The organism is Burkholderia arboris, from assembly GCF_902499125.1.
GTDB classification, from domain to species: Bacteria; Pseudomonadota; Gammaproteobacteria; order Burkholderiales; family Burkholderiaceae; genus Burkholderia; species Burkholderia arboris.
In genome coordinates this window covers 1-18,010 of the sequence record NZ_CABVPX010000046.1, presented here as the reverse complement: position 1 = coordinate 18,010, position 18,010 = coordinate 1, and the positions used below count along the sequence as shown (strand labels likewise).

Sequence of the window (18,010 nt, the reverse complement as noted above, 5' to 3'; positions counted from 1 at the left end):
TTTTGCGCATGCAACCGCGTGACCGCGCTTACACGACGAGCCGTTCGCAGATCGTCCGCGTGGCGGTCGCTGCGTTCAGCGTATAGAAGTGCAGACCCGGCACGCCCGCATCGATCAGGCGCTGGCACAGGCCCGTGACGACGTCCGCGCCGAACGCGCGGATCGACTCGCGATCGTCGCCGAAGCTCTCGAGCCGGCGCGCGACCCAGCGCGGCACTTCGGCGCCGCACATCTCGGAGAAGCGCATCAGCTGCGAGAAGTTCGTGATCGGCATGATGCCCGGCACGATCGGCACGTCCACGCCCAGCTTGCGCGCATCGTCGACGAAGCGGAAATACGCGTCCGCGTTGAAGAAATACTGCGTGATCGCGGAATTCGCGCCGGCTTTCACCTTCCGCGCGAAATTCTCGAGATCGGCCTTCGGCGAGCGCGATTGCGGGTGGTACTCCGGATAGCCGGCGACTTCGATGTGGAACCAGTCGCCATGCTCGGCGCGGATGAAGCTGACGAGCTCGGACGCATAGCGCAGCTCGCCCACCTCGCCCATCCCCGACGGCAGGTCGCCGCGCAGCGCGACGATGTGCCGGATGCCGTGCGAGCGATACTGGTCGAGGATCGCACGCAGGCTGTCGCGCGACGAGCCGATGCACGACAGGTGCGGCGCGGCCTCGAGGCCGTCCTTTTGCATGTCGAGCACGGTATCGAGCGTGCCCTGCTGCGTCGAACCGCCGGCGCCGAACGTCACGGAGACGAATTTCGGCTTCAGCGGCAGCAGCTGCGCACGGGTCGCACGCAGCTTTTCGACACCGTCCGCCGTCTTCGGCGGGAAGAATTCAAACGAGAGTTCGATCGGTTTCATGATTCGATGGGGTTGGGCCTGCGCCCGCCCGCCCTCAGCCGATGTCGCGCTGGCCGAAGATCAGGGCGGACAGCAGCCACGACACGATGCTGTACAGGATCGAACCGAAGAACGCGGACCAGAACCCCGACACCTCGAAGCCCTTCAGCAGCGACGACGCGAACCAGAAGCACAACGCGTTCACGACGAGGATGAACACCCCGAGCGTGACGATCGTGACGGGCAGCGTCAGCAGGATCAGCACCGGGCGGATCACCGTGTTGATCAGCCCGAGCACGACCGCGATGATCAGCGCGGTGCCGAAGCTCTTGATGTGGATCGACGGCACGAGGTACGTGATGATCAGCAGCGCGAGCGCGTTGATGACCCAGGTGAGGATGACGCTCATGGAGTGCTCCGGTTCGGTGGTCGATCGGTACGATCAATCGCCGCCGCCGCGCCGCACGCCCCGCAGCGGGGCGCGCACGGCACGGCGGCGGCCGTACATCAGTAGCGGTAGTGGTTCGGCTTGAACGGGCCGTCCTTCTGCACGCCGATGTACGAAGCCTGCTCGTCCGACAGCACGGACAGGTTCGCGCCGATGCGCGCGAGGTGCAGGCGCGCGACCTTTTCATCGAGATGCTTCGGCAGCACGTACACCTTGTTCTCGTACTCGTTGCCGCGCACGAACAGCTCGATCTGCGCGAGCGTCTGGTTCGCGAACGAGTTCGACATCACGAACGACGGGTGGCCGGTCGCGCAGCCGAGGTTCACGAGGCGGCCTTCCGCCAGCAGGATCACGCGCTTGCCGTCCGGGAAAATGATGTGGTCGACCTGCGGCTTGATGTTTTCCCACTGGTACTGGCGAGTCGACGCAACGTCGATTTCCGAATCGAAGTGACCGATGTTGCAGACGATCGCGTTGTGGCGCATCGCCTTCATGTGGTCATGGCCGATCACGTGGAAGTTGCCGGTGGCCGTCACGAAGATGTCGGCCTTGTCGGCTGCGTATTCCATCGTCACGACGCGGTAGCCTTCCATCGCCGCCTGCAGCGCGCAGATCGGATCGATTTCGGTGACCCACACGGTCGCGCCGAGGCCGCGCAGCGACTGCGCGCAGCCCTTGCCCACGTCGCCGTAGCCCGCGACGACCGCGACCTTGCCCGCGATCATCACGTCGGTCGCGCGCTTGATGCCGTCGACCAGCGACTCGCGGCAGCCGTACAGGTTGTCGAACTTCGACTTCGTGACCGAATCGTTCACGTTGAACGCCGGGAACGGCAGGCGGCCGTCCTTTTCCATCTGGTACAGGCGGTGCACGCCGGTCGTGGTTTCCTCGGTCACGCCCTTGATGTGCGCGAGGCGCTTCGAGTACCAGGTCGCGTCGATGTCGAGGTGCTTCGCGATCGACTTGTACAGCGCGACTTCTTCCTCGTTGGTCGGCTTCGCGATCACCGAACGGTCCTTCTCGGCCTTCGAGCCGAGGATCAGCAGCAGCGTTGCGTCGCCGCCGTCGTCCAGGATCATGTTCGCGAATTCGCCGTTCGGCCATTCGAAGATGCGGTGCGAGAACTCCCAGTATTCGTCGAGCGATTCGCCCTTGAACGCGAACACCGGCGTGCCGGCTTCGACGATCGCGGCCGCAGCGTGATCCTGCGTCGAGAAGATGTTGCACGACGCCCAGCGGACGTCCGCGCCGAGCGCCTTCAGCGTCTCGATCAGCACGCCCGTCTGGATCGTCATGTGCAGCGAACCGGCAATGCGCGCGCCCTTCAGCGGCTGCTCTGCCTTGTATTCGTCGCGGATCTGCACGAGGCCCGGCATTTCGGTCTCGGCGATGTTGAGTTCCTTGCGGCCCCAGCCGGCCAGCGCCATGTCGGCGACGACGTAATCGTGGGAAGCCTTGGAATCGATAATGGCGTTCATCACGCCCTCCTTTCTAAAAAGTTTCTAGATTGGTGACGTGAGCGCCGTTCAGGAAGCGGGGCCGGCGCGACATCGCCGCACGGCTGCTTGGTGAAGCCTTCCGAGCCTGGCGGACACAGATGTCCGTCGCAACGCTCCTCGGAAAACGGAGGGGATTGTAGCAAATCGGCGCGCGGAATGCGCAAGCACCGCGCAACCCTGGCACGAGCGCGCGGCGTCGGCGCGCGCGGCCGTCAGCAAAGGGTCAGGATTCCGCGCCGACCCACGCCTGTTCGCGCAGCCGCGCACGCAGGCGCGCGACGGCCTGGCTGTGCAGCTGGCACACGCGCGACTCGCTCACTTCGAGCACCGCGCCGATCTCGCGCAGATTCAGACCCCGTTCGTAGTACAGCGACATCAGCAGCTTCTCGCGCTCCGGCAGCCGCTCGATCGCCTCGACGAGGGCCTCGCGCAGGTGCTCGTCGAGCAGCGCCGACAGCGGATCGGCGTGATCGACACGATAACGGTCGAGGAACGGCTCGTCGTCGGCCGCGCGGTCGAAATCCTCGTAGTAGATGAGCTGGCTACCGTGCAGGTCCTGCAGCATCCCCTGGTATTCGTCGAGCGGCATGTTCAGGTGTTCCGCGATCTCGGTCTCGCTCGCCGAGCGGCCGAGATGCTGCTCGACCTGGTGCACCGCGTGCTCGACCTCGCGCGACGTCTTGCGCAGGCTGCGCGGCAGCCAGTCGTTGCTGCGCAGCTCGTCGAGCATCGCGCCGCGGATGCGCTGCGTCGCGTAGGTCTCGAACTGCGCGCCCTGGTCTTCCTTGTAGCGGCCGGCCGCGTCCATCAGGCCGATCATGCCAGCCTGGATCAGGTCGTCGAGATCGACGCTCGCCGGCATCTTCGCGACGAGCTGCAGCCCGAGGCGGCGCACGAGCGGCGCGTATTGCGCGAGCACGTCGGCCTGGGACATCTTTCCTTGAGCGTTGTACATCATGGCTCTCTCCTTAGGCGCTCACGCGGCGTGTGCCGCGCCCGCCTCATACGACGGCTTGCCACCCGCGTGGACGGCGCGACCCGCACCCGAACGCGGGCGCATCGGCCAGTACAGCAGGTCCGCGGCAATCTGCCGGTAGTCGCGCGCGGCGGCCGACGACGGGAACGCATCGACCACCGCATGCGTCAGTTCGCGCGCATGCTCGACGAGCGGATCGGCGCTCACGCAACCCGCGTCGGCGATCGACACGGTCAGGTAGCGGCTCGCGACGCCCGCGAGGTTGTCGAAGGCGGTCTTCGCGTCCGCATGGCTGCCGACGTGATTGGTCAGCACGCGGAACTGCGCGAACGCATGCGCGAAATGCAGCCGCTTCATGCACGCGTACGCCTCGGTGATCGCCTGCGCGGCGACCCGCGTGACGACCAGCACGTCGTGCGCTTCGCGGGCGAGCGCCGAGAACGAACCGTCGGCGCCGAGCTGCGCGTCGACGAGGACGATATCGGCCGGGCCGTCGATGAAATCGCTCAGCTGCGCGTCGCTGTAGCCGGCCCGCGCGAGCCGTGCGGCGGCGCACAGGCCGAAGCCGGCCGCCACCCGCGTGCGTTCGCCGTCGCGCAGCCATGCGCCGGCCAGCGTCGCGCTGGCCGAGTGCACGTCGGCACGTTCGTCGACGACGAGCACGTCCTTGCCGAGCGATGCGAGCGCCGCCGCGAGGTTCACGATGGTGGACGTGCAGCCGACACCCGCCGGCCCGCCCGTCACCGCGACGATGCGCGACGCGCGCCCGGCGAGCAGGCGCCGCAGCCCTTCGGCCTGATCGATGATCCGTTTATCCAAATCGCACCTCGTGCAGCTCGGCAGTGGAACGTGCGGTCAATGCGGACAGCAGCGTCGGCATGTCCTCGTCCTGCGGCACGAAGGGCGAGCCGTCGCGCGGCACACAGAACGCGCTCTTCAGCAGGAATTTGGTCGACGCGACGTACAGGTTCTCCGGCACCTTCTGGCCGGTCGACACGTAGTGGATCGGCAGCTTGTAGCGGATCACCGTATCGAGCACGCCGCCGAGGTGAGTCGCCTCGTCGAGCTTCGTGAGGATGCAGCCGGCGAGGTCCGGGGATGCCGCATGCGGATGCTCGCCCGCGCTGCGGTACGCCTGCACGACTTCGTTGAGCGTGTCGCCGTGGCTCGTCGCGTTCAGCAGCAGCAGGCGCTGCACCGGAGTGTTCGCGCCGTGCAGCATCGCGATCTGGTCGGACACCGCGCGATCGCGCTGGCTCATCCCGATCGTGTCGATCAGCACGATGTGCTTGTTGCGCAGTTCGGACAGCGCGAGCGCGAGATCGCCCGCATCCTTCACCGCGTGGACCGGCACGCCGAGGATCTTGCCGAAGATGCGCAGCTGCTCGTGGCCACCGATCCGGTAGCTGTCGGTGGTCAGCAGCGCGACCTTGCTCGCGCCGAAGCGCATCACGCAGCGCGCGGCCAGCTTCGCCGTGGTCGTCGTCTTGCCGACGCCCGTCGGCCCCATCAGAGCGAACACGCCGCCGCGCTCCATCAGCGCATCCTCGCTGTCGAGCACCGGCAGGTTCGACGCGAGCACCGACTGCGCCCATTCGGCAGCCTGCTCGAAAGTCTGCGCGCCGTCGCCGGACGGCAGGTTGTCGACCAGCATCCGCACGAGCTGCGCGGAGAAGCCGGCCGCAAACAGGTGCTTCGTCAGCGCGCCATGCACGGCGCTGCGACGCTGGCGGTCGTGCCACCTCAGGCTGTCGAACTGCTCTTCCATCATCCCGCGCAGCGCGCCGAGCTCCTGCATCACCGTGTCGTTGACGATCCGCTCGATGCGCGACTTCACCGCATCGGCCACCGCGGCGGCCGCATCGGCGGACAGGCGCGCGCGTTCGGCCGCCTTGGCAGCGGACGTGGCGCCCGTGTCGGGCGTGCGAGTCGCGGCGGCCGGGATCCGGCGCTCGGCGTCGCGCACGATGTCGCGCGCCCAGTCGGGCGGCGTCGTGCTGGCGGCGGCCTGCGGCGCGGGTGCGGGCTGCGGCGCGGCAGGCGCCTGCGCACGCGCGATCAGCGCGTCGCGCTGCTGCGTCAGGCGCTTCGCGTGCTCGACCAGCCACGGCGCGGGTTCGGAAGCGGCGGCCGGCGCTCCGGCGGCCGGCGTTCCGGCGGCTGGCGCGGCGATCGACGGCGATGCCGCGTCCGCGTCGGGCAGCGAAGGATGCGCGTCCAGCTCTTCCGCGTCAGCGCTCGCGCCGAACACGGACGAGAACACGTCCGGCAGCCCGCCTTCGCCGGCCGCGTACGGATTGATGGCCGGACGAGCCGGGACGGCGCCCGGGCGCGACACGATGCCCGGCACGGCGGCCGCCGGCACGGATTCCGGCAGGCGCGGCGTGGCGAGGCGCGGGCGGGCGGCGGGGGGCGCCACCGCGGCGAGGTCCGAATCGGCGAGTGCAACGATTTCGACGCTGCCGTCATCGAGCGTGCGGTTCGACAGCACGACCGCGTCGGCGCCGAGCGCCTCGCGCACGAGACGAAGTGCGTCGCGGCTCGTTGCGCCGGTGAATTTGCGAATGTTCAAGCGGAACCCCCGATGACGTTAACGACTTTGATCGTGCGTGTGTCCGGCACTTCGGCATACGACAGCACTTTCAATTGCGGCAGGCTGCGGCGCAGGAAACGCGCGAGCATCGCGCGCAGCGCGTGCTGCACGAGCAGCACCGGCGGCAGCCCAAGATTTTGTTGACGCAGCATCGCTTGCTGCGTGCCGGTCAGAAGGTTGTGCGCGAGGCCGGGTTCGAGGCCCGGGTTCGCGCCGGTGGCGAGCGCCTGCGACAGCACGCGCTCCAGATTCGCGTCGAGGCCCATCACCTGCATTTCGCCGGCGCCCGGATACCACTGCTGCGTGATCGCGCGGCCGAGCGCGAGCCGCACGGCGGCCGTGATCTCGAACGCATCGCCGCGGCCCGCATGCTCGGACACGGCCTCGAGGATCGTGCGCATGTCGCGGATCGGCACGCCTTCCTCGAGCAGGTTCTGCAGCACCTTCTGCAGCGTCGTCAGCGAGATCGTCTTCGGCACGAGGTCCTCGACGAGCGACGGTGCGTCCTTGCCGGTGCGCTCGACGAGCGCCTGCACTTCCTGGCGGCCGAGCAGCTCGGCCGCGTGCTGGACAACGAGATGGTTCAGGTGCGTCGCGACGACCGTGCTCGCGTCGACCACCGTGTAGCCGTACACCTGCGCCTGCTCGCGCAGCGCGACGTCGATCCACACGGCCGGCAGCCCGAACGCGGGATCCTGCGTGACGGCGCCCGGCAGCGCGGCCGTCACCTGGCCCGGGTTGATCGCGAGCCACTGGCCCGGGAACACTTCGCCGACGCCGATCTCGACGCCCTTCAGCGCGATCCGGTATGCGTTCGGCCGCAGTTCGAGGTTGTCGCGGATATGGATCACCGGCGGCAGGAAGCCGATTTCCTGCGCGAATTTCTTGCGGATGCTCTTGATCCGCTTGAGCAGCTCGCCGTCGCTGTTCTTGTCGACGAGCGGGATCAGCCGGTAGCCGACTTCGAGGCCGAGCGGGTCGATCAGCTGCACGTCGTCCCAGGTCGCCTCGTGGCTGTCGGACGGCAGCACGGCGGGCGGTGCGATGTCGCTCACGTCGCCGGCCGCCTTGCGGGCCGCCGCGCGCTTGGTCTGCGTGCGGGCCAGCCAGATCGCGCCGCCGCCGAGCCCGAGGAACGCGAAATGCGGCATCCCGGGGATCAGCCCCATGATCACGATGATCACGCCGGTGATCGCCAGCACGCGCGGGTTCGTGAACAGCTGGCCGGTGATCTGCGTGCCGATGTCCTCGTCGGTCGCGACGCGCGACACGATCACGCCGGCCGCGGTCGAGATCACGAGCGACGGGATCTGTGCGACGAGGCCGTCGCCGATCGTCAGCAGCGTGTAGTTCGTGCCGGCCGCCGCGAAGCTCATGTCGTGCTGGACCATCCCGACGATCAGCCCGCCGATCACGTTGATCGCCATGATGATCAGGCCGGCGATCGCGTCGCCGCGCACGAACTTCGACGCGCCGTCCATCGACCCGTAGAACTCGGCCTCCTGCGACACGGCCTGGCGGCGCTTGCGGGCCTGTTCCTCGTTGATGAGGCCCGCGTTCAGGTCGGCGTCGATCGCCATCTGCTTGCCGGGCATCGCATCGAGCGTGAAGCGCGCGGACACTTCGGCGATCCGCCCCGCGCCCTTCGTGATCACCATGAAGTTGATGATCATCAGGATCACGAACACGACGATGCCGACCGCGAAGTTGCCGCCGACGAGGAAGTGGCCGAACGCCTCGATCACCTGGCCGGCCGCGTCGGGGCCCGTGTGGCCCTCGAGCAGCACGACGCGCGTCGACGCGACGTTCAGCGACAGGCGCAGCAGCGTCGAGAACAGCAGCACGCTCGGGAACGCCGCGAAGTCGAGCGGCTTCATCGTGTACATGCTGACGAGCAGCACCATCACCGACAGCGCGATGTTGAACGTGAACAACAGATCCAGCAGCAGCGGCGGCAGCGGCAGGATCATCATCCCCAGGATCATGCAGATGAGGATCGGGCCCGCGAGCGCGCGCAGGTTCGTGCCTGCCAGCAGGTTCGGGCGCTTCGCGAACAGGCCGGTCGGGGTGCTCATGCCGCCTCCCGCCGGGCCGACCCAAGGGGCGTAGCGGGGAATTCGCGGAGCATCGCTCCGCACCCGCGCAGCCGGCCGGCTTTGCAAAGCCGGCCGTGGACGGCAGCCGCCCCCTCGGAGAGCCGCGAACGTGTCGATCCGGCGTAGCGCTTCAGCGCGTACTCCGGTCCCATGCCAAGCATGTGAGCGTGGGGGCTAATCACCGGGAGGCTCCTTGCTTGCCGAGCGTGTCTTCGGCTTCTTCGCGTTCGTCTTCGGCGGCCACCGACGTGCCCTTGTCGAGTTCGGCCGGCACGTCGAGATCGACCGGCACCGCCGGGAACGCGCCGCCTTCCGAACGGAAGCGCTTGAGCTGGTAGACCCACGCGAGCACTTCGGCGACGGCCGAGTACAGCGTGCCGGGGATCTCGCGCTCGAGTTCGACGTTGTGATACAGCGCACGCGCGAGCGGCGGCGCTTCGAGCAGCGGCACGTTGTGTTCGGCCGCGAGTTCGCGGATGCGCGCGGCGACGAGGTTCACGCCCTTCGCGACGACCTTCGGCGCGCGCATCTCGCCGTCCGTGTATTGCAGCGCGACGGCGAAGTGCGTCGGGTTCGTGACGACCACGTCGGCCTTCGGCACGGCCGCCATCATCCGGCGGCGCGCGATCGCGCGCTGCTGCTGGCGGATCCGCCCCTTCACGTGCGGATCGCCTTCGTTCTCGCGATGCTCGCGCTTCACTTCTTCCTTCGTCATGCGCAACTTCTTGTTGTACTGCCAGATTTGGTAAGGCACATCGAGCGCGGCGACCACCAGCATCCCGGCGACCGTCGTGCCGCAGCACACGGCGACCAGATGCAGCGCATCGGGCAGCGCGGCGCCGAGCGGCTGCGTCGCGAGGCCGAGCAGTTCGTCCTTGCTGCGCCAGATCGCGATGCCGCCGACCAGACCGACGACCAGCGTCTTCGCGAGCGACATCCCGAGCTGGATCGGCCCCTGGATCGAGAAGATCCGGCCGAGGCCCGAGATCGGGTTCAGGCGGTCGAACTTCAGCTCGAACGTCTTTTGCGAAATCAGCCAGCCGCCAAGCGCCATCGGCGCGAGCAGGGCGGCGACGCCGGTGAGCGCGAGAATCGGCATCAGCGCGGCGAAGCCTTCGAGGCTCGCGCTGCCGGCGGCCGACAGCATCCGGTTCGTGTCGAACGCGGTCGCACGATCGAACGTGAACGCGCCGCGCAGCATCGCCTGCAGATGTGCGCCCGACGGGCCCGCGAGCAGCCATGCGCCGTAGAACCCGGCCGCGAGCAGCGCGAACGAAGCCAGCTCGCGCGAACGCGCGACCTGCCCCTCCTCGCGCGCCTTCTCGCGGCGCCTGGGAGTGGCGGCTTCGGTCTTGTCGAGATCGCTCTCGTCTGCCACGGGGCCTCCAGTCGGGTACGGCGGAATGCCGCTTTCCAGTGACACCGATTATTCATGGAGGCGTCAAACGCCGATCGGTCGAGCAAAGCCGGGAAAGGGGGGTATTTCGGGGAATCGGGCGAGCCGCCGCAAACGCGGCTGGATCGGGGGCGGAACGACGCGCGGCGCGGCGGAAAAACGTGCCGGTCGGCGCAATGGCGAGGTGTCGGTCCCGGGCGGGACGGCGACGGCGGGAGGCGGAGAAACGGTGAAACGACAGGCGGGACGTTCAGGCCCCGGCGCGACGGCCGCGCGCCGGGGCAGGCGTCGGTCAGGCCGCCGGGATCGGATCCGCGCCGAAGCGGTTCGGGCCTTCGGTGCCGCGCGAGCACATCCACACGAGCAGCAGGATGCCGCCGACGATCGGAATCAGCGCAATCAGCAGGAACCAGCCCGAGCGGCCCGTATCGTGCAGGCGGCGAACGCTGACCGCGATGCCCGGAATGAGCAGCGCCAGCGAAACCAGGCAGAGGATGCCGAGCAGCAGCAGCGTGATCAGCCCCCCATCACGGCCACCCGCGCCGATGACCTGGGCCACGATCGAAAGAATGACGCTCAGCAGCGTGAAATACCAGTATTCGGCACGACGCGCACGGCCTTCGAATGTCGCGTATTTATTGAGTACGGTACGAACGGCTTCGGAAAAACCCATCTTATTACCCTCCTGTTTTATATTGGCACCCCGGAAACAACGCCGGAATTATATGTTTGAATTTCCCCGGATTCCAATTCTTTTCGCGTGCGGGCCGGCGCGCGAGGCCGTTCGCACGACACGCCGGCGCGACGCGGGAAAGGCTGCTGCAGCATAATGCAGCGCTGCAGGCTTGCATGCCACGTCATTTTAATAATCTTGAAGACCTGACAGAAACCGCGACCTCGATAATCCAGCGTTTGATTACAACCGAATGAAAACCGGCACCGGCGATAATCGCCGCGAGCGCACGGCATTCGATTAACTGGCCGGCGATGCGGCAATGCGCCCATGCGCGCGGCGCGCCGCCCTGCGCCATTCCCGATCGCCACCGGATTCCGCGCGGCTCCGTCGTTCGCCCGTTCCGCTGGGCCGAGACGCGCGGCGAACCGCCGGAACGGGTTCGCGCGGCCTGACGCGCGCCGGCCAGCGCCGGCCAGCGCCTAGCCGGCCGCCGCCCGCTGCAGTGCGGCGAGATCGAGCTTCTTCATCGTCATGACCTGCGCCATCACGCGCTCGGCGCGCGCCGCGTCGCCGGTCATCAGTTCGGCCATCTGCGCGGGCACGACCTGCCACGACACGCCGAAACGGTCGCGCAGCCAGCCGCACTGCTGCGCGCGCTCGTCGCCGCCTTCGGACAGGCGCGCCCAGTAGCGGTCGATCTCGTCCTGGTCGCGGCAGTTGACGACGAACGAGACGGCCGGCGTGATCTGGAACACCGGGCCGCCGTTCAGCGCGACGAACGCCTGCCCGTCAAGCTCGAACGCGACGGTCATCACCGCGCCCTCGGCGTTCCCGGACGCATGCGCACCGGCCTTGCCGTAGCGCGCCACGTGCACGATGCGCGCGTTGTCGAACACCGACACGTAGAAACCGGCCGCGGCCTCGGCGTCGCTGTCGAACCACAGGAACGGCGTGATGCGTTGTATGCGCGGGCTCATGGCGCTGTCTCCTCGATATCGTGCCGGCACCGGTGCCGGTCTTACATCGTAGGCGCTGCGCCGGCGCATGGCGGCAATCCGCTCGAGGCGCACGCACGGCGGCCGGATAAAAAAAGGGGGCGATCGATCGCCCCCTTTGTTCCTGCCTGCGGCCGCGCCGCGTCGTCAGAACGCGACGAACGGCTGTGCACCGCCGCTCGCGGTCTTGTCCATCCCGAAGTAGATCGTCTTGCCGTAGAAGTGCGGCATGCCGATGTCGAGCCAGCTCGACGAACCGAACGGGCCCGCGATGTTGCTGAACGCGAACGTCGACGGGTTCGAGAACAGCGAATCGGCGTTCGCGACCGGCATCGATACGACGCCCGACACGCCGTTCTGGCCGCTCAGCGTCGCCGAATAGGTCGTCGCGGACGCCGGGCAGTAGAACTCCGTGTTCCGCGAACAGACCGTCTGCGCCGAATCGTTGAAGAAATACGCGTTCGAGCCCGTATCGAAGAACGCGGTCACGTTGCGCCCCTGGAACGTCGCGCTGACGTCGCCCGTCGTGGTCGACGTCATCACCGTCTTCCCGCTCAGGTTCGGCAGGCCGAACGTCAGCGTGCCGGTCGCATTCGCCTGCCCATTAGGCGAAATGTCAGGCATCTGCACGCTCACGCCGTCGCTGTTCGCGAAACGATGCACCGGGTTGGCCACCTGCTGCGCCAGCGGCACGAGCGTGACGGCGCAATTCGCGTTGCTGCCGTTCGGACACGCGTAGTAGTTGTTGCTCGACGACGTCGACGTCGCGCAGGTCGTGCCGCAGTCGTACGGTGCCGGCCCGATGCCGAGGATCCCGTTCGCGCCGAGCGCGCTCGCCGAGTTGGCCGACGCGCCGCCGTTCGTGCACGAGCTCGGCACGTTCGTCGTCCCGAGGTCGCCGATGATCTGCACGGGCAGCGACGTCGCCTGCTCGGTGCCGATCGACAGATCGACCGTGCGCACCGACCCCCACGTGTAGCTCGACACGAACTTGCCGCACTCGGCCACCGGTGCGCCGCCGCTCGTCACCTGCGGCAGGTTGCCGAGCACGCCCGACACCGCGCTGCCGACGAGCCGCAGCCCGTACGACGCGGTATCGACGAGCACGTTGCTGACCACCTGGCAGTTCGACGTGCCCGGCGCGCAGACCTTCACGCTGATGGTCGGGATGTTGATCACGTTCGCGACGCCGGTGCCGACCGTGATGACGGCCGTGTTCCCGCTGTTGCCGTCGGATCCGCTGTTGCCGTTGTTGCCCGAGTTGTTGTTGTTGCCGCTGCCGCCGTCGCCGCCGCCGCAGGCCGTCACGAGCACGGCCGTCGCCGCTGCGAGGCCCAGCACGCCGAGCCAGCGCTTGAATGTACGATGAATGCTCAAGATCGCTCTCCCGCTGTCACTGGATGTCGGTGCCGGCCAGGCCGGCAGGCAGCGCCGCCGGCAGCCATGCCTGGCCCGAGAAGGCGCCCATGTGGCCGCCCGTCCGGATCACGAGGCCGCTCGTGTCGACGGCCACCGGCGCGCGCCAGCCGCGCGCCTTGTGGGCGGCCTGAACGCCGGCGGTGTATTGCGGGAAATAGCTGCCGAGCAGCGACGCGAGGTCCGGCATCGTCGGCCCGCGCCACGCGAGGCCGAACACGCTGCCGGCGGCCGACGTGTATTCGTGGATGACGGTGCCCGATCCGAGCGTGATTTCGCGGACGGTATAGCTGGCGGTGCTCGCCTGCACGCCGTCTGCCGACCGCATCGCGCGCTGCAGCGCGCGCACGGTTGCGCCCTGGTCGTCCGCCGGCGGCGACATCGGTGCGCCACCCAGTTCCGCGTGTGCGTGGACGGCCCACAGCACACCCATTGCAGCCGTCGCATGCGCGACGGTCCAGCCCAAGCGTTTCAGCTTCACGTTCCCCCCCAAGGGACTGGCTTCGTTGCCGGCGGCGCCGCCGTCGGGTCCGCGCCGTCAGCCAACTTATGAATCGTACGAATGACGCTACGTTGCTGCTGACGCGTAGTATGCCTGCTGAGTGTGGCGAAGTGTCAATCCGGCGCAGGATCGCGCCGCGCCGCCGGGACGCGGCGCGCACGGGGAAACCGGACGGGAACGGGAATTGGGCGCATCGGGAACCCCGCGGGACGGGGCGCGCCGATGCACTACGGCAGGGTCAGAAGCCGAGGCTCGCGAGCAGATCGTCGACCTGCCCCTGATCCTGGACCACGTCGGATTTGCCTTCCGGCGCGATCTGCGGGCCGTTCAACAGCGACTCGGGGCTGCCGGTCGGGCTCATCTGCTCGGCCGCGAGCGCGGCCGCGGTCGCCGCGAACTGTTCGCGCCGCTCGGGCGCGATGTTCTCGACGAGCACGGTGAGGAGCTGCTGCTCGATCAGGTAGACCATGTCCATGATCTTCTTGATCACCTGCCCGGTGAGATCCTGGAAATCCTGCGCGAGCATGATCTCGAGCAACTGCGCGCTGGTCGCCGACGTCGACTCCGGCAGCGCGCGCAGGAACTTGCGCGTATCGTCCATCAGTTCGCGCACTTCCGCGTGCTCGATCGGCGCCGCGTACCACTGCGCCCAGCGCGCGTCGAGCGCCTCGGCCTCGTTCTGGACGCGCTCCTGCATCGGCTTCGCGATCTCGATCGCATTCAGCACGCGCACGGCGGCCTGCTCGGTCATCGTCGCGACGTAGCGCAGCCGGTCGCGCGCATCGGGCACGGCCTCCGCCGCGCGCTCGACATGCTTGTCGAGCCCGAGCTCGCGCATCGAATCGCGCAGCGTGCGCGTAACGTGGCCGATGCGGGCGAGGATGCGGTCGCTCGGGAAATCGGCGCCTTCTGGGTGGCTGTCGGCGCTGAACCCCGCGCCGGCGAGCGCCGCATGGATCGGCTCGTTCACGTCAGCTCCCGGCTTTCGCCATCTTGTCGATGATCTTGTTCAGCTTCTCGTCGAGCGTCGCGGCCGTGAACGGTTTCACGACGTAGCCGCTCGCGCCGGCTTGCGCGGCCGCGATGATGTTCTCCTTCTTCGACTCGGCCGTGACCATCAGCACCGGCAGGTGCGTGAGCGTCGCGTCCGCGCGGATTTCCTTCAGCATCGCGAGGCCGTCGAGGTTCGGCATGTTCCAGTCCGAGATCACGAAGTCGTAGCCGCCGCCGCGCAGCCGCGCGAGGCCGGCCAGGCCGTCCTCGGCCTCGTCGACGTTCGAATAGCCCAGTTCCTTGAGCAGGTTGCGGACGATCCGGCGCATCGTCGGGAAATCGTCCACCACCAGGATTTTCATGCTCTTGTCCATCGTCGTTCCTTTCCAGATTCGTTTCCATCGGGACGCGTATCGTGGCACGCGCCCCGTGACATTCCATTCAAACGCGCTGCACGCGGTCGCCCATCGTCGCCAGGCGCGCCATCACGCGGCGGCTCATGTCGGCGAGCGGCGCGATCTCGTCCGCGCCGCCGAGCGCAATCGCCTCGCGCGGCATCCCGAACACGATGCAGCTTGCTTCGTCCTGCGCGAACGTGTGGGCGCCCGCGCGTTTCATTTCCAGCAGGCCGGCCGCACCGTCGCGGCCCATCCCGGTGAGAATCACGCCGATCGCGTTCTTGCCCGCATGCGTCGCCGCCGAGCGGAACAGCACGTCGACCGACGGGCGGTGCCGGTTCACCGGCGGCTCGTCCGACAGTTGCGCAATATAGTTCGCCCCGCTCCTCGCAAGCAACAGGTGCGCGTGGCCCGGCGCGATATACGCGTGGCCCGGCAGCACGCGCTCGCCGTGCTCGGCTTCCTTCACCGCGATCCGGCACAGGCCGTTCAGCCGCTGCGCGAACGATTTCGTGAAGCCCGGCGGCATGTGCTGCGCGATCAGCACGGCCGGCGCATCCGGCGGCAGCGGCGTCAGCACTTCGCGGATCGCCTCGGTACCGCCCGTCGACGCGCCGATGATGATCAGCTTCTCGGTACTGACGAGCGGGTTGTTGATCATCGGCGCGGCCGCGGGGCTGTCCGCCGCACGCGCGACGGCCTGCGGCTGCGGCGCCTGGCGCACGCGCGCGCGCGACGCCGCGCGGATCTTGTCGGCGAGCTTTTCCGCGTAGTCGAGCATCCCGTCGCGAATCCCGACGCGCGGCTTCGTGACGAAGTCCACCGCGCCGAGTTCGAGCGCGCGCAGCGTGATTTCCGAGCCGCGCTCGGTCAGCGACGACACCATCACGACCGGCATCGGCCGCAGGCGCATCAGCTTCTCGAGGAAGTCGAGGCCGTCCATGCGCGGCATTTCGACGTCGAGCGTGAGCACGTCGGGGTTGTGCTGCTTGATGAGCTCGCGCGCGACGAGCGGATCGGGCGCGGTCGCGCATACCGTCATGTCGGGCTGGCTGTTGATGATCTCGGTCATCAGGCTGCGAATCAACGCCGAATCGTCGACGCACAATACTTTGATCTTCTGCACAGCGGTCATGCCTCCTGCTTTCTTGATAGGTTCGCCGCGCCCGGGCTCCCGGCATACGGGCTCGCCGCCCGCACGCCGCCGGCCGGCGCCGCGCCGCGCGCGCCGAACAGCTCGATGCGCGGTCGCGCCGGCTGGGGCGCCGCCGGCCGCTTCGCCGTGAACAGCTCGACTTGCGGACGCGGCCGTGCCGCGCGGGCGCGATCGGCCTCGCGGGCAAGCGCGGCTTCGCGCTCGGTGACGCCCGGCACCTGCAGCCGCAGCTTCTTCACCATCGCGCGCCCGCTGTTCGGCATGAACGCGACCTTGCGCGGATGCACGCCCTGCAGGTCTTCCGCCGTGATGCGGATGCGTTCCAGCGCGAGGTAGCGGCGCACGAAATCCGCGTTGCGATCGCCGATGTTGATCGTCGTCATCCCGGCCAGCACGGCCGCGCCGCCGAACACCTTGGCCTCGATGCGCTCGCGCCGCCCGCCGGCCTTGATCAGCTCGTTGATCAGCACTTCCATCGCATATGCGCCGTAGCGCATCGATTCCGACGCGGCCGCGCCCGGATCGGCGCCGTCGTCGGGCAGCATGAAGTGGTTCATCCCGCCGATGCGCGCATACGGATCGTGCAGGCACGCGGCGACGCACGAGCCGAGCACGGTCATCAGCACCATGTCCTCGCCCGTCGTGTAGAACTCGTTCGGCAGCAGCTTCACGCCGGGAAGGCCGAAGTGGTTGTCGAAGTAGCGATTGGTCGCGATCGGCAGTGCGCTCATCCGCGATCTCCATAGGCGGGCGCAGCGCCCGCAGCCCGCGCATGCACGGGCGACGGCATCGCGGCCGCCGCAGGTGCCTGCGCGACACGGGGCCGCATGCCCTGCGCGGCGTCGCGTGTCAGTTCGTACACCGTCTGTCCGCGCAGCCGGAACGCCTGCGTCACATACGTGAAGTTTTCCGAATGGCCGGCGAACAGCAGCCCGCCCGGCTTCACGAGCGGCTCGAAGCGCGACAGCACCTGCCCCTGCGTCGGCTTGTCGAAATAGATCATCACGTTGCGGCAGAAGATCGCGTCGAACGGCTTCGCGATCCCGTAGTCCGCATCGGTCAGGTTCAGTTGCTCGAAGCGGATCATCGCGCGCAGCTCGGGGCGCACCTTCACGCGGCCGGCCTGCGGGCCCGTGCCCTTCAGGAAGAAGCGCTTGAGCCGCTCCGGCGACAGGTGCTTGACCTGGTCGTACGTATAGATGCCGGCTTCCGCCTTCGCGAGCACCTGCGTGTCGAGATCGGTCGCGAGGATCGATGCGCCGCGTGCCGCCGAGTCGCCGAGCGCCTCGATCAGCGTGATCGCGATCGAATACGGCTCCTCGCCGGTCGACGCCGCCGAGCACCAGACCGACACCGGCGCCGGCCGCCCTTTCACGAAATCCGACAGGATCGGGAAATGGTGCGACTCGCGGAAGAACGCGGTCAGGTTCGTCGTCAGCGCGTTGGTGAACGCTTCCCACTCGAGCGGATCGTCTTCCTGCTCGAGCAGGTCGAGGTAGTCGCGGAACGTGTCGAGGCCGCGCGCACGCAGCCGCCGGGCGAGACGGCTGTACGCCATGTCGCGCTTGTGCTCGGACAGCGAGATCCCCGCGCGTTGATGGATCAGCGCGCGGATGCGTGCGAAATCCGCGCCCGTGAACGCGAAGTCGCGCCCCGGCTCGCCCGCGCGGGGCGAGGCATCCGGTGCATCGGGTCGAAACGGCGCGCGCGCGTGCGGCATGGTTTAGAAGGTCTCCCAGTCGTCGTCGGACGTGCCGGCTGCCGCCAGCGCCGGCTTCTCGCCGTTCAGCGCCGGACGCACGAGCGCGGGCTTCGCCGCCGGCTTGTCCGCCGGTGCGGCCGACTTCGTGAGGCGCGGGCCATAGCCGCCCGCGGCAGCGCCACGGGAAGCCGGAGCGTCCTTCTGCGTGCGTGCGGCGGTGTCGGCCGCGCGCTTCGGTTCGTGGCTGGCGCCCGATGCAGCGGCACGCGAGGCCGGCGCGGCGCGGCGTGCCGGCTGTGCCGCCGCCTGCGGGGCCGGCAGCGCGG

The 18,010-nt window shown here is 68.3% G+C and carries 18 protein-coding genes, 1 pseudogene and 1 riboswitch; all 19 genes and pseudogenes read right to left on the bottom strand.

The genetic code is table 11. The features are described from left to right. Positions 1-28: 28 nt before the first annotated feature. Positions 29-859 carry a methylenetetrahydrofolate reductase [NAD(P)H] gene (gene metF, locus BLA15945_RS34880; RefSeq protein WP_059232685.1) on the bottom strand — a complete coding sequence of 277 codons (831 nt, stop codon included), beginning with the start codon at positions 857-859 and terminating at the stop codon, positions 29-31. A gap of 34 nt (positions 860-893) precedes the next feature. Then, positions 894-1,247: a phage holin family protein gene (locus BLA15945_RS34875; protein ID WP_006477367.1), complete on the bottom strand. Its 354-nt coding sequence runs from the start codon at positions 1,245-1,247 to the stop codon at positions 894-896. Between the two features lie 98 nt (positions 1,248-1,345). Then, the gene (gene ahcY / locus BLA15945_RS34870) at positions 1,346-2,764 is read right to left on the bottom strand and encodes an adenosylhomocysteinase (RefSeq protein WP_059232686.1); all 1,419 of its coding nucleotides are present in this window, start codon (positions 2,762-2,764) and stop codon (positions 1,346-1,348) included. Positions 2,765-2,796: 32 nt separating this feature from the next. Then, a riboswitch (S-adenosyl-L-homocysteine riboswitch) is annotated at positions 2,797-2,910 on the bottom strand. 98 nt (positions 2,911-3,008) lie between these two features. Further along, positions 3,009-3,743: an RNA polymerase sigma factor FliA gene (locus BLA15945_RS34865; RefSeq protein ID WP_059232687.1), complete on the bottom strand. Its 735-nt coding sequence runs from the start codon at positions 3,741-3,743 to the stop codon at positions 3,009-3,011. An 18-nt stretch (positions 3,744-3,761) separates the two neighbouring features. Beyond that, entirely contained in the window at positions 3,762-4,580 is an 819-nt protein-coding gene (locus BLA15945_RS34860) for a nucleotide-binding protein (RefSeq protein WP_059232688.1), read from the bottom strand. Then, complete coding sequence (gene flhF, locus BLA15945_RS34855) at positions 4,573-6,333, bottom strand: flagellar biosynthesis protein FlhF (RefSeq protein WP_174994494.1); 1,761 nt, start codon at positions 6,331-6,333, stop codon at positions 4,573-4,575. The genes BLA15945_RS34860 and flhF overlap by 8 nt, the downstream gene beginning before the upstream one ends. Then, on the bottom strand, positions 6,330-8,429 hold the full coding sequence (flhA, locus tag BLA15945_RS34850) for a flagellar biosynthesis protein FlhA (protein ID WP_059232690.1): 2,100 nt from the start codon (positions 8,427-8,429) through the stop codon (positions 6,330-6,332). Before flhA ends, flhF begins: the two co-directional genes overlap by 4 nt. Before the next feature lie 199 nt (positions 8,430-8,628). After that, on the bottom strand, positions 8,629-9,828 hold the full coding sequence (gene flhB / locus BLA15945_RS34845; RefSeq protein WP_059232691.1) for a flagellar biosynthesis protein FlhB: 1,200 nt from the start codon (positions 9,826-9,828) through the stop codon (positions 8,629-8,631). Between the two features lie 310 nt (positions 9,829-10,138). Then, complete coding sequence (locus BLA15945_RS34840) at positions 10,139-10,519, bottom strand: DUF805 domain-containing protein (protein ID WP_059232692.1); 381 nt, start codon at positions 10,517-10,519, stop codon at positions 10,139-10,141. Positions 10,520-10,703: 184 nt separating this feature from the next. Beyond that, a complete protein-coding gene (locus BLA15945_RS34835) occupies positions 10,704-10,877 on the bottom strand; it encodes a hypothetical protein (RefSeq protein ID WP_155627095.1) in 174 nt (57 codons plus the stop codon). 124 nt (positions 10,878-11,001) lie between these two features. Continuing rightward, the gene (locus BLA15945_RS34830; RefSeq protein ID WP_059232693.1) at positions 11,002-11,499 is read right to left on the bottom strand and encodes a VOC family protein; all 498 of its coding nucleotides are present in this window, start codon (positions 11,497-11,499) and stop codon (positions 11,002-11,004) included. 165 nt (positions 11,500-11,664) lie between these two features. After that, positions 11,665-12,894 carry a DUF3443 family protein gene (locus tag BLA15945_RS34825; protein WP_059232694.1) on the bottom strand — a complete coding sequence of 410 codons (1,230 nt, stop codon included), beginning with the start codon at positions 12,892-12,894 and terminating at the stop codon, positions 11,665-11,667. A 16-nt stretch (positions 12,895-12,910) separates the two neighbouring features. Then, positions 12,911-13,414 (bottom strand): DUF2844 domain-containing protein, encoded by a 504-nt coding sequence (locus BLA15945_RS34820; protein ID WP_059232695.1) that lies wholly within the window; start codon positions 13,412-13,414, stop codon positions 12,911-12,913. 259 nt (positions 13,415-13,673) lie between these two features. Next, the gene (gene cheZ / locus BLA15945_RS34815; protein WP_059232696.1) at positions 13,674-14,405 is read right to left on the bottom strand and encodes a protein phosphatase CheZ; all 732 of its coding nucleotides are present in this window, start codon (positions 14,403-14,405) and stop codon (positions 13,674-13,676) included. A gap of 1 nt (position 14,406) precedes the next feature. Further along, on the bottom strand, positions 14,407-14,802 hold the full coding sequence (gene cheY, locus BLA15945_RS34810) for a chemotaxis response regulator CheY (RefSeq protein ID WP_006485893.1): 396 nt from the start codon (positions 14,800-14,802) through the stop codon (positions 14,407-14,409). A gap of 67 nt (positions 14,803-14,869) precedes the next feature. Further along, complete coding sequence (locus tag BLA15945_RS34805) at positions 14,870-15,961, bottom strand: protein-glutamate methylesterase/protein-glutamine glutaminase (protein WP_059232697.1); 1,092 nt, start codon at positions 15,959-15,961, stop codon at positions 14,870-14,872. After that, positions 15,958-16,713: a chemoreceptor glutamine deamidase CheD gene (cheD, locus tag BLA15945_RS34800; RefSeq protein ID WP_059232698.1), complete on the bottom strand. Its 756-nt coding sequence runs from the start codon at positions 16,711-16,713 to the stop codon at positions 15,958-15,960. The genes BLA15945_RS34805 and cheD overlap by 4 nt, the downstream gene beginning before the upstream one ends. Then, on the bottom strand, positions 16,710-17,702 hold the full coding sequence (locus tag BLA15945_RS34795; RefSeq protein ID WP_059232699.1) for a CheR family methyltransferase: 993 nt from the start codon (positions 17,700-17,702) through the stop codon (positions 16,710-16,712). The genes cheD and BLA15945_RS34795 overlap by 4 nt, the downstream gene beginning before the upstream one ends. A 3-nt stretch (positions 17,703-17,705) precedes the next feature. Then, positions 17,706-18,010: pseudogene (locus BLA15945_RS34790) on the bottom strand (methyl-accepting chemotaxis protein); the annotation flags it as partial.